This is a genomic window from Terrisporobacter othiniensis, assembly GCF_000808015.1.
Lineage (GTDB): Bacteria > Bacillota > Clostridia > Peptostreptococcales > Peptostreptococcaceae > Terrisporobacter > Terrisporobacter muris.
Genome location: NZ_JWHR01000043.1, coordinates 1 through 12,212 on the forward strand (window position 1 = coordinate 1; position 12,212 = coordinate 12,212).

Annotated in this window: 11 protein-coding genes; 3 read left to right on the plus strand and 8 right to left on the minus strand. The window is 27.7% G+C overall.

The window, feature by feature from the left end; all coding sequences use genetic code 11:
- Positions 1-246: 246 nt before the first annotated feature.
- The 7 genes from QX51_RS03790 to QX51_RS03815 all read right to left on the minus strand — a co-directional run bounded on the left by QX51_RS03790 (position 247) and on the right by QX51_RS03815 (position 8,491).
- Positions 247-1,191, minus strand: coding sequence for an alpha/beta hydrolase (locus QX51_RS03790; RefSeq protein ID WP_039678587.1), 945 nt, complete (start codon positions 1,189-1,191; stop codon positions 247-249).
- Between the two features lie 71 nt (positions 1,192-1,262).
- On the minus strand, positions 1,263-3,014 hold the full coding sequence (dhaK, locus tag QX51_RS03795; RefSeq protein WP_039678588.1) for a dihydroxyacetone kinase subunit DhaK: 1,752 nt from the start codon (positions 3,012-3,014) through the stop codon (positions 1,263-1,265).
- A 103-nt stretch (positions 3,015-3,117) separates the two neighbouring features.
- A complete protein-coding gene (locus QX51_RS03800) occupies positions 3,118-4,248 on the minus strand; it encodes a glycerol dehydrogenase (protein WP_039678589.1) in 1,131 nt (376 codons plus the stop codon).
- 390 nt (positions 4,249-4,638) lie between these two features.
- Positions 4,639-4,989: a helix-turn-helix domain-containing protein gene (locus QX51_RS21550; protein ID WP_330376033.1), complete on the minus strand. Its 351-nt coding sequence runs from the start codon at positions 4,987-4,989 to the stop codon at positions 4,639-4,641.
- Positions 4,990-5,001: 12 nt separating this feature from the next.
- The gene (locus QX51_RS21555) at positions 5,002-5,670 is read right to left on the minus strand and encodes a PocR ligand-binding domain-containing protein (RefSeq protein ID WP_330376032.1); all 669 of its coding nucleotides are present in this window, start codon (positions 5,668-5,670) and stop codon (positions 5,002-5,004) included.
- Positions 5,671-5,711: 41 nt separating this feature from the next.
- A complete protein-coding gene (locus QX51_RS03810) occupies positions 5,712-6,491 on the minus strand; it encodes a M48 family metallopeptidase (protein ID WP_039678590.1) in 780 nt (259 codons plus the stop codon).
- Between the two features lie 14 nt (positions 6,492-6,505).
- On the minus strand, positions 6,506-8,491 hold the full coding sequence (locus QX51_RS03815; protein WP_039678591.1) for a GTP-binding protein: 1,986 nt from the start codon (positions 8,489-8,491) through the stop codon (positions 6,506-6,508).
- A 349-nt stretch (positions 8,492-8,840) separates the two neighbouring features.
- Between QX51_RS03815 and QX51_RS03820 the strand changes: the two genes are divergently transcribed.
- From QX51_RS03820 to QX51_RS03830, 3 genes are all read left to right on the plus strand, one after another.
- Positions 8,841-9,563, plus strand: a complete 723-nt coding sequence (locus tag QX51_RS03820) for a helix-turn-helix domain-containing protein (protein ID WP_039678592.1) — start codon at positions 8,841-8,843, stop codon at positions 9,561-9,563.
- A 123-nt stretch (positions 9,564-9,686) separates the two neighbouring features.
- Positions 9,687-10,889, plus strand: coding sequence for a sodium/glutamate symporter (locus QX51_RS03825; RefSeq protein WP_039678593.1), 1,203 nt, complete (start codon positions 9,687-9,689; stop codon positions 10,887-10,889).
- A 157-nt stretch (positions 10,890-11,046) separates the two neighbouring features.
- Positions 11,047-11,355 (plus strand): DUF1540 domain-containing protein, encoded by a 309-nt coding sequence (locus QX51_RS03830; RefSeq protein WP_052232867.1) that lies wholly within the window; start codon positions 11,047-11,049, stop codon positions 11,353-11,355.
- Positions 11,356-11,382: 27 nt separating this feature from the next.
- Here QX51_RS03830 and QX51_RS03835 read toward each other — a convergent pair whose 3' ends face one another.
- Entirely contained in the window at positions 11,383-12,123 is a 741-nt protein-coding gene (locus QX51_RS03835) for a lysophospholipid acyltransferase family protein (protein WP_039678595.1), read from the minus strand.
- Positions 12,124-12,212: the final 89 nt, after the last annotated feature.

The following is a 12,212-nucleotide window of genomic DNA, read 5'->3' on the forward strand; positions in this document are numbered from 1 at the left end:
ATTTCAAATATTCATAATTTAAATTTTTTATTTTATTTATAAACTAGTAATTTGTCTACAATATAAAATTATAAAGCCAACAGTTATAAATAAATTTAACTGCTGGCTTAACTTCATTCCTGACATATAATCAAATCTTTTCAATAACTTTACTTACTAATAGTATCAAATGTCTAGATATTTTTGTATATCCCTTTAACTACAAAATGGTGTATCAGATTCGATACACCATTTTGTACAACTATTTTAAGAATGAGCATATTCTTTTTGTCTTTCATCTAGCCAAGAAATTATATCCGTCATGACATCTTCTTTATTTATCTCATTTAACATTTCATGCCTTCCTCCTTTGTATAACTTGCATGAAACATTCTTTACACCTAAATTTATGTATCTCTCTCTAAGCCTTAGGACTCCCTTTCCATTTTTACCAACAGGGTCTTTATCTCCAGACATAATATATATTGGTAAATTTAGAGGAACTTTTTTTAAATTATATGTATCTTCGATTTCTTGAAGACCTTTTATAAAATCATAGAAAAATCCACAAGTAAATAATACACCACAGAAAGGATCTTCTATATATTTTTGAACTTCTTTTTCATCTCTGGTTAACCAATCAAAATCAGTTTTCGCTGGCTTAAAGCCTTTATTATTTCCACCAAATATTAAATTGTCTAATATTTTACTTCTATATTTTCTTCCATGTTTTTTACATTCACTATTTGCTAAAAATGCTCCTGCTTTTAAAACAATACCATGTTTTCCATTTGACCCAGATAATATTAGCCCAGCTAAATTACTGCCGTACTCCATTATATATCTTTGACTTGCAAAAGAGCCCATACTGTGTCCAAATAAATATATTGGTAAATCAGGATTTTCTTCTTTAATTATGTTTGTAAAAGTATTCATATCTTCCACTAAACATGTGAATCCATCTTCCTCAGCTAAATAGCCTACATTATCTAGAGTTTTAGCTGTTAAACCATGACCTCTATGGTCATTTATATAAACTATATAACCATTTTCAGTTAGTTTTTCAGCAAAATTTTCATATCTAATCGCTGTTTCTGACATACCATGAGCTATTTGCACTACTGCTTTTGGATTTACATCTTCACTAGTCCATTTATAAAAATGTATATCTAAACCTTCTTTTCCTTTAAAATAAAATTCTTTACATTCCATAATTCTTGCCTCATAAATATATATTTTTTAAGTGTATTAAAATAAATTATTTAATATACTTTACTATTATACTACTTTATGGAATTAAATACTTCAGTAAATATTACACCTAGTCCATATGCTCCAGCATCTGGATGACCTAAACTTCTATCACCAACAGTTCCAGCACGCCCCATACGAGCAACTATTTCTTCTGTAGATTTTGCTCCATCTACTGCAGCCTTTGCTCCATATTCAAACGCTTTTTTGAAAGTATGATTTTCTTTTACACTTCTTGTCCAAGCATCTGCACAAGGTACTAAAGCATCTATTAAAGTCTTATCTCCAACAACTGCTCCACGTCCAAAAGACCTCTCACCAGTAGCTTGAATTCCTTTAACTGTTGCTTGCATCATATTTGCAAAGTCGTTCATGTTTAATTCTTTCTTGTCTCCTACTTCTTTAGATGCTGCTCTAAAAGCAGATCCCCAAATTGGACCAGATGCTCCTCCACAATGCTCCATTATTACCATAGAACAATCATCTAAAAACTTACTTATAGTCAAACTATCCTGTGACAATATTTCTTTCCACTCTCTTTTTAATTGCTTAAACCCTTTAGCTACACTCATTCCAAAGTCTCCGTCACCTGCAAAAGAATCTAATTCACAAAACTCTACTTCATTTTTTATTATTACTTCACTCATTTTATCTACTATATATATCATATTATCTAACGTAATTTTTTCATCTACTATACATGACATTTCTTCTTTTGACTCTAATTCAAAAGATGTAATTGAATCTTCATCGCATATTCCTAAAGAAGTATATTTTACTGAATTAACTGGTCCACTTACTTTAAATGCCGGTGTATCACTTTCTTCACATAGTAATTCTTTTAACTCATCATCTAATTTTAATATTGATACAGAAGCACCTGCCATATCTATACTTGTCATGTAATTTCCTACAAAAATTCTGTTTATTTTTATATTTTTATTTGCTAATTCTCTTGTAACAGAATTATTAAATAAGTATAACTCTTGTAAAGGAGTGCTACCAAATCCATTTATCAATAAAGCTATCTCATCATTTTCATTAAGCTTCATATCACTTGAAATAGCATCTACTATTCTAGAAGCTATTTCATCAGCAGTTGTTATTTTTTCTCTTTTTATACCTGGCTCACCATGTATTCCCACACCAAATTCCATCTCATCTTCTGCAATTTCAAAAGTAGGATTTCCTTTAGCTGGTACTGTACAAGATGTTAGTCCAAATCCCAAACTTCTCACATTGTCAGCTGCCTTTTGTGCTACTGTTTTTACTTCTTCTAATGACATACCTTTTTCTGCTGCTGCACCTGCAATTTTATGAACAAACACAGTTCCTGCAACACCACGTCTTCCTACTGTATATAAGCTATCTTCTACTGCTATATCGTCATCTACTTTTACATAATCTACAGTTATTTTATCTTCACTTGCTAAATGAGCAGCATTTTTGAAATTCATCATGTCTCCACTGTAGTTTTTTATTATAAGTAAAGTACCTTTTTCACTGACAGTAGCTTTTATTCCTTGATAAACTTGAATTTGAGAAGGTGATGCAAATACGTCTCCGCATATGGCTGCATCTAACATTCCTTTTCCTATAAATCCTGCATGTGCTGGCTCGTGACCACTACCTCCACCACTTATTAAGCTTACTTTATTTTTATTTATTTCTTTTTTCTTTATTATTTTATACTTTTTAATGAACTCTAACTCAGGATGAGCTAGGGCTATTCCGTTACACATTTCCATAACAACATTTTCTGGTTTATTTATGATTTTTTTCATTTATTCCACCTCATAAGTCATATTTTAAATTTAAAATACTATAAATTATATAAATATAAGTACCTATTTTTATAAAGTACTTATATTTATAATTTTTTACATCCTATTTATTATTTTTATAGTTTTTTCCAAGTCTATCAGCAGTTATAATTGCAGCTGCCACAGCTTCTACGCTTATAGGTTGTGGCATAGAATGTACTGATTCTTCTGGTATACAAGATTTTTCTGCAACTTCCATTAATTCTTCTTCGCTTATTTCATTTACCCCTATATCTTCTAAACACACTGGTAAACCAACTTCCACACAGAAGTCTAATACTTGATTTATTTCTTCTTCAGATGCATTTTCTAGCACTAACTGAGCTAAAGTACCAAATGCAACTTTTTCACCATGGAAATACTTATGAGTTCCTTCTAATATAGTAAGACCGTCATGTATAGCGTGAGCTGCTGCAAGTCCTCCACTCTCAAAACCAATTCCTGATAAAAGTATATTTGTTTCTATTATATTTTCAAGAGCAGGAGTAACTAAATTACAATCACAAGATACCTTTGCCTTAGGTCCATCAGCAAGTAAAGTTTCATAACATAATTTTGCAAGAGCAAAAGCAGTATTAGTACCTTTTGCTGGAGCTGTTAAGTTTTCTCTTGCTCCGCAAGGAAGACCAGCATTTACATTTGAATATGATTTTCTTGTTGCTCTAGCCTCAAAATAAGTTGATAATGCATCACCCATGCCAGATACTAAAAATCTAGTAGGTGCTTTAGCTATTACAGTTGTATCTATTAGTACAACACTCGGACTTTGTTTAAAATATGCGTAATCATCAAAAGATCCATCTGGAGTGTATAATACTGCTGAGTGACTAGTAGGTGCATCTGTTGCTGCTATTGTTGGAACTATTATTAAAGCTTCACCTTCAGCCACACATTTTGAAGTATCTATTGCTTTACCTCCACCAAGTCCTATTGTACAATCACACTTATTTTCTCTTGCTACTTCTTGTAATCTTGCTACTTCTTGTCTTGAGCATTCTCCTGTAAATCCACTTTCTACTAAAGTAATATTAAACTTATCACAAGTTTTGTCTAACTTATCTTTTACACGATTAACATCATCTGGATGTGCTATAAGTAGTGCTGATTTTCCAAAAGTTTTTACGAAATAACCTAAATTTAATAATTCATCTTCACCTTGAACATATTTTGTTGGACATATTAATGCTTTTCTCATCTTTTAATTACTCCCATCTATTTTTGTTTTATTTGGTTTAAATTTTATATTTTAATTATAATACCGTTTCCTTTTTAATCATGAGTCTTATATGTCATAAAATTACAATTTATAATCGTAATTTTATGAACTAAAATAATAAAATTGTACTATTTCTACTTTTTGTTAAGTACTTAACTATTTTAATAAATATCTAACTTTACTAAACTTCATATGTTCAACACTATGTATTTACCTTTTATTTATAAAAATGCTAACTCAAAAAAGCTGTAAATACAAAAGAAATAAATTCTTTTATATTTACAGCTTTATTGTTATTACCATTAAATTGTTAATCTTTTATCTATACCTTACATTTATATATTAACTCTCTTCTTAACTTCAAAATTTTTAAATATTTTTATAATATTTTCTGTAAACAGAAGGTGTCATCCCTTCATACTTTTTAAATATTTTTATAAAATATCCTGGTTCATTAAAACCAAGTTCATCACTTATTTGGCTTATGCTCATATCGCTCTCTTCCAAAATGTCTTTAGCCCACTTAATTTTTAATTTTGATATATAATTGGAAAAACTCTGTCCCATTTCTTTAGAAAACAATCGACTAAAATAACTCTGACTTATATGACAAACTTTTGCCATATTTTCCACTGTAATATTTTCACTTTTATTTTTATATATATAGTCAATAGCTGGCTTTAATGTGGAACTAATTTTTTTATTATCTTCATCGTATATATCTTCAGAAACTTAAGCATCAACCATGGCGTTAGATATTCCCTTTTTTATATTTTCAATATTTTTTACACTATATCCTTCAAAAAAGTTGGAATCCAACTCCATATTACTTCCTAGTGACTTTTTATACATTTCTAATATTAAATTTTTATCTAAAGCTTCTTCAACCAAATAATTACATAAGGAAGACAACATATTAGCAATATTTTGTACTTCTTCATAAGTAAGTAAAGGTAGTTCATCATAGTATTCTTTAAAATCCTCCAGTACCTCTCTTGCTACTGATTTATGAGAAGTATCAACTATTTTTTCCATGTCTTGTGTTATATTCTCCTTTAACTTCACTTGTCCTGCCATTATTGCTCCCATATATCTCCCATCAATAATAATAGGCACTGCCACATCTACTATATTATAATGACATAAATAAATATAAGGCTCATTAGATCTAACAGCTTCAAGTCCACCTCTGGAGTCACACTTTTGACAATACTTTACCATTTGAGCATTATTTCTTACAGATTCACAAAACTTAGAACATTTACTATGTTTACTTATGGGATTTCCCTTATAATCAACAGTTATAATAGCCATATTTGTAACTAAAGATAAATTATCTTGAAGAGTTTGCCATTTTTTAAAATCTATTACTTTATCCAAATTTATTTTATCTTTTTTCAATGTAAAATCCCCCATACATATGATTATTATTTGACTTTTTATTATAAAGTAAGCTTATAAGAATTTTCTTTAAGCCACTTTTCACTTTCTTTAAAATTTGGAAGTATTTCTTCTACAAGATTATAAAAATCCTTAGAATGATTCATATGAACCAAGTGTGAAAACTCATGAACTAATATATAATCTATTACATCAACTTTTAACATAGAAATTCTAGAATTAATATAAATAGTTTTACTAGATGTACAGCTTCCCCATCTTTTCTTTTGTTCTTTAATTTTAATTATATTAGGACTTAATTTATTCATCATAGGCTTTTCTTTTTTTAATACTTCAAGTCTTGTTATGACTATCTTTTCACTTTCTATCTTGTACCACTTTTTCAGTTCATTTTTAATATATTCAATCTCATTATTATTTGTAGTAATTATTAAGCTTTCATCTTTTATATATATATAACAATAATTCTTTTTATTATTTTGAATATTTTTATCTTCTATTATTTTTAGTTCATATTCTTTTCCTAGATAGTAAAATATTTCTCCATCAACATATTTTCTATCCTTAAAACTCTCATCAATATGTTCAAATTTATCTAAGGTCTTCATTATCCAAGATGACTTTTCCTCAAGTACTTTTTTTAAAAATGAAATAGATACAGATCTTGGACTAATTATTTCTATGGTGTTTTTTGGAATTATTCTAATGGATATATTTTTTCTTTTTCTATAAACTACATTAACATCTATGACTTCTTCCTTATATAAAAAGCTAATTGAGTTATTTTTATTATCTAAAATTACTTTGTATTTTTCTTTCATTTTCTTCTCCCAAGCTATATATTTATCTCACAGTGCATATGATTTTTTACATCTTCACCTTTTACAGTATAGCCTTGTCCCTTTGAACAAAATATTGAATTGGAAGTATAAAGCTTATCACTATTTTTATCGTAATTTCTAATTTCTAACACTTTATCACTATTATGACATTCATCATATCCATCATAGTTAAAGCTAATTCTTCCTCTTCCTTTAGTGAAGGATATTAATTCAAGCGGATAATCCATAAATTCACTAACAGGCCCTCTACCACTTATAATTGACTTATTATTACTAGAGCCCTTTATATTAAAGCTTCCATTCATTTTTTGTATATCTGAAATTACTCTTCCCATATGATCATTATCTATTTCTATTTTAAATTTATAGTAAGGTTCCAGTAGTATATTTTCCACTTGTTCCAAACCTTGTCTTAAGGCTCTAAATGTTGCTTGTCTAAAGTCGCCACCTTCTGTATGCTTATTATGTTCTTTACCTGTCAAAAGAGTTATTTTCACATCCGTAAGCTCATATCCACCAAGTATTCCCCTATGACTTCTTTCAAATATATGAGTCTTTACTAAGTTTTGATGACCAACAGTAATATCATCCACATGAGCTAAACTTTCAAAGCTTATCCCACTATTTCTTTTAGCTGGTTCAATTTTTAGTACAACTTCAGCGTAATGTCTTAATGGTTCAAAATGACCCACACCTATGGTTTGATCTTTTATAGTTTCTTTATATAAAATTTCACAAGGACCAAAGTCAACTTCCAGATTAAACCTTTCTAAAACTATTTCTTTTAAAACTTCCAACTGAATTTTGCCCATTATATTAATTTTAATTTCCTTAAGCTCTTCACTATATGTAGGATTTAATGATATTTCTTCTTCTCCTAAAATTTTAAAATAAGAGTAAACATCTTTAATATTTACACTTTCATCAAATAATACTTTTGTGCTTAAAGTAGGTACAATAAAGTTATCATCTTCACTATCTAGATTATAAAGCCTATTTTCTTCTTTGCTAGAAATTACAAGTCTAGATGGATAAGCTTCACTTAAACCTTTTATAGCTACTATTTCACCAGCAAAAGCTTCATCTCTTTTTATAAATTTATCACCTTTATAAATTCTTATTTCATTAACTTTTTCTCTTAATATATCATTTTGGACCATATAAGAAAGTTCATCTTTAATTTTTAATTTACCTTCCAAAACTTTTATAAAAGTTAGCTTTTGTTTATTCTCTTCACTTTTTATTTTATATACCTTTCCACTAAAGCTTTTGTTTTCATCATAATTTGCTTCACTCAAACTCTCTAATACTTCTAAAAGTACACCTATATTTTCATCATAAAGAGCTGAGCCAAATACACAAGGATATATGTTACAACTATTAAATAATGATTTAATCTTTTTAAACCATAGCTCATAATCAAAATTATCATCTAAAAATCTTTCTAATAATTCTTCATCTTTTTCTGCAATAAATTCTATTAGTTCATCACTCATATTCTTGTTTAATTCTTTTGTGAAATCAAATATATCTTTAGATAAATTTTCTTTTAAACTTATATTTATTTCTTCTCTATTTGATATATCTCTATCCATCTTATTTACAAAAATAATGGTTGGTATATTATGTTCTTTTAAATAATTAAAAATAGTTTCACTATGGGACTGGACTTTCTCCACACCACTTATAATTAAAATAGCATAATCTAACATCTTCAAACTTCTTTCCATCTCTGGGCTAAAATCCACATGTCCTGGTGTATCTATTAAATAGTAATTTGAATCTTTATAGTTAAAATACCCTTCCTTGGAAAATATAGTAATGCCTCTTTGTCTTTCTATTTGATTATTATCAAAGTATGAATCTTTATGATCCACCCTTCCTCTTTTTCTTATGGAATTTGTATGATAAAGTATTTGTTCACATAGAGTAGTTTTTCCACTATCCACGTGAGCTAAAATACCGATTATTTTATTCATCTTACACCTCATTTAGTCATAATATATAAACTTATCTTATCACATTACATAAGTATTAGTAAAATGGATTACACACCAAAATTTGCTTGAGCTACATGTTTACGAAACATTTTAGGCCACTCTCCACTTCATGTAGAAAAGTGGGTATCTATTGCTCTATTTAGGTGTATTGGATTTTATCTTCTATTTCCATTGACAAATTTATTATTTTTATTTAATATAAATATGATAGTTATTCTCATTTGTAAATCAGTTATAATTGATAATCAACTTCTATTATGTTCATATATTTTTATTTTATTAATATATGGATATTAAATTCAAATTAGAAATTAAGGAGTCAAATAAGATGTTAAATATAAATTATATATGCGAAACATTTTTTAATTGTTGTAACATTCCAATTAAAGCATTATCTAAAGAGTATGAGGAAATCTATAAGCATGGATATAATGATTATTTAGATGAGATGTATCCAAAGAATGAAATAAATGACTTTATATTAAATAAAATGAATAGTAACAAAGATATTTATACTTTGTCCATTGATAAAAATGTACACTATATTATTACAGATGCTTGTAATGTTTTCTTTATCTTAGGTCCTATATCAACAGATATTACCAATGAGTTAATTTGTTATAAACCAGCCACTTGCTTTGAATATATAGAGTGTGTCCTATGTAAAATAATTGAAAATAACCTTGTTTATGATGTTAATAGTCGCTCTTATAATATATATGTTAGAAAAGCTATACATCATATACACAAGTATTATAATGAAGATATATCCATAGATGATTTATGTGATAAATTAAACATAAATAAATCATATTTTTGTAATTTATTTAAAAAATCTACAACACAAACTTTTTCCAACTTTTTAAATTACTTTAGAGTAGAAAAAAGTAAGAAGTTACTAGAAGATCCTACCTTATCTTTATTAGATGTTGCTTTAGAAGTTGGCTTTACTAATCAAAACTATTATACAATTGTATTTAAAAAAATAACAAATCAAACTCCATCAGCCTATAGAAAAGAAATTGTGTCACTTAAAAATCAAGTATATTAACACTACATTTAGAATATAATCTATAAATATTTCCTTTTAATTACATACAATATAGTTTTTAAATTAAGGACGTTGATTTATCAACGTCTTTAAATAATTTAATAGATAAAGGTAGGTGAAAAAATGTATAACCTAGATTTAAACATAGTAAGCACCTTAATATTATCCATAGTTTTATATTTATTTGGTAATTTTCTAACTAATAAAATTTACATACTTAATAAATTATGTATTCCTTCTCCCGTTGTAGGTGGTCTTACTTTTTCATTATTTGTTTTTATTTTAGAATACTTTAAATTAGTAAATGTATCTATGAATACTCTCCTTATGCCTTATTTTATGTCCTTTTTCTTCACCATAGTAGGATTAAATGTCAGTTTCAAATTATTAAAAAAAGGAGGAAAAGTTTTAATTATTTATTGGTTACTATGTGCTCTTTTGGGATTTTGTCAAAATATCATAACCTTTATTTCATCAAAACTATTAAATATAAATCCTCTTTTAGCATTAATGTGTGGGAATATATCCATGGAAGGTGGACATGGCTATTCTTTAGCATTTGGAAGGACTTTAGAATCTTTAGGTGTAGAAAATGCTTGTAATGTTGGCTTTGCTTCTGCTACTTTAGGCCTGATTATGGGAGGAATAATTGGAGGGCCTATTGCCAAAATTTTAATTGAAAAGTATCACTTAAAATCTTCAAATATACATAAAGTAAATAAATCTTCTTTAATGAAAAGTAATACTTCTATTTTAGATATTAATGACACACTATTTTTTGAACAAATTTTAATTGTTTTAGTTTCCATGAGTGTTGGTAGCGTTTTAGCAAATATTATCAATGTGTATTTTCATATAGTTATACCAAGTATAGTAGGATGTATTTTTGTTGCTGTATTATTTAGAAATTTTAATGATAAAACTAAAATAATGATAATGAATTTTAAACTATTAGACTTTTTACAAAACTTGTCCCTTGGAATGTTTTTGACTATGGCTCTTATGAGTATTGACTTTTTCACTTTATCTAGTTTATTTGGTCCAATAGTTTTTATAGTAATTTGTCAGGTAATATTTATTATTATATTTGCTACAACATTTGCTTTTAAACTTCTTGGAAAGGACTACGATGCTGCTGTAATGATAAGTGGTATGCTAGGTCATGGACTTGGTGCTACACCCAATGCTTTAGCTAATATGGGTTCTGTAACAAATAAGTATGGAGCTAGTGCAAATGCCTATTTAGTCGTCCCCTTAGTTGCTGCTTTTTTACTTGATGTTTTCAGTATTCCATGCATTTTGTTTTTTATTAATATTCTTACATAAAAAATTTGATTAATAATTCTTATTATATTATCTATTTAATGCTTTTACTAATTAGCTTTATTTTTAATTATAAGATATCTTAAATCATCATATTTGTATTAAATTTATAAAAAATATCATAATAATAATAAAGTAAATATTATGAAGGAGGTACATTATGAATAGCAATTTAAATTGCCTTGTTTCAAATTGTGCTTATAATAAAACTGGTTATTGTTATGCTTCACATATAAAAGTAGAAGGCTTTGAGGCTACTGTTACTCCAGAAACTTACTGCGAAAGTTTCATAAACAAAGCTGAAGCTAATTTTACAAACTCTGTAAGTGATGATACTCTTACTAATACTCAAAGTATATCTTGTAGTGCAAAAAACTGTACATATAATATTCAAGGTGCTTGTAATGCAAGTCATGTTCTTATTAATATGAAAAATGCAGTTTGTGATACATTTAGATTAAAACATTAAAAAAAAGAGAGGCTTTCCTCTCTTTTTTTAATTCATGTTCATTTCCATGGCACAAATCATTTTTTCTTTTATTCTTTCTGCTAGTTCTGCAGTTTTTATCTTCGGATTTTCAATATGATCATATATAGGATCTAGATACTCAACTTCCACATTTCCTGATTTTATTTTCCCCACTGGTTCATAGCCTTCGTAAGTGCTTCTAGAGTTTTTTATTACCATAGGAACTATAGGGCATTTTGCCTTATACGCAATTTTTAAAGATCCTGGTTTAAAATCAGAAATTAAAGCATCGGGATCTTTTACCCAAGTTAGGTCTCCTTCAGGAAATACTGCCATACTTTGCCCCATCTTAATATTCTCTGATGCTTTAATTATACTTTTCATTCCTTCTCTGTTGTTTTCTCTATTTATAAAAACACACTTCATTAAATTTAGCCAATTGCTCACAATTGGTATATGTCTCCAAGTAGGCACATCAGCAATTATAACTCCAACTGGCTTTACTATGCTGGAAACTAAGATATAGCTATCTAACATACTAGCATGATTTGATACAAATAAAACCTCTTCTTTCGGTACTTTTTCTTTACCTATAACTTTTATCTTTATCTTTACTAAATCAAGAGATCTTTTAGCATGATTCTTTACGAATCTAAATTTTTCAATACTACTATATTTTTTCTCATTGTACTTTAGTTTTATCAACTCTGGTATGGATAATAAAAATCCAAAAATTTGAAATAGAGCAAATTTGATATAATTTAACACTGACTCACAACTCCTTAAAATAATGTTGACAATTAATTCTAGCACACTTTCATTTATTTTTTAAGTATTTATATTTTGTTATAAAATAC

Coding starts and splice junctions, on each gene's coding strand:
- QX51_RS03790 (WP_039678587.1), bottom strand. CDS start 1,191: ATGGAATGTAAAGAATTTTATTTTAAAGGAAAAGAAGGTTTAGATATA.
- dhaK (WP_039678588.1), bottom strand. CDS start 3,014: ATGAAAAAAATCATAAATAAACCAGAAAATGTTGTTATGGAAATGTGT.
- QX51_RS03800 (WP_039678589.1), bottom strand. CDS start 4,248: ATGAGAAAAGCATTAATATGTCCAACAAAATATGTTCAAGGTGAAGAT.
- QX51_RS03810 (WP_039678590.1), bottom strand. CDS start 6,491: ATGAAAGAAAAATACAAAGTAATTTTAGATAATAAAAATAACTCAATT.
- QX51_RS03815 (WP_039678591.1), bottom strand. CDS start 8,491: ATGAATAAAATAATCGGTATTTTAGCTCACGTGGATAGTGGAAAAACT.
- QX51_RS03820 (WP_039678592.1), top strand. CDS start 8,841: ATGTTAAATATAAATTATATATGCGAAACATTTTTTAATTGTTGTAAC.
- QX51_RS03825 (WP_039678593.1), top strand. CDS start 9,687: ATGTATAACCTAGATTTAAACATAGTAAGCACCTTAATATTATCCATA.
- QX51_RS03830 (WP_052232867.1), top strand. CDS start 11,047: ATGAATAGCAATTTAAATTGCCTTGTTTCAAATTGTGCTTATAATAAA.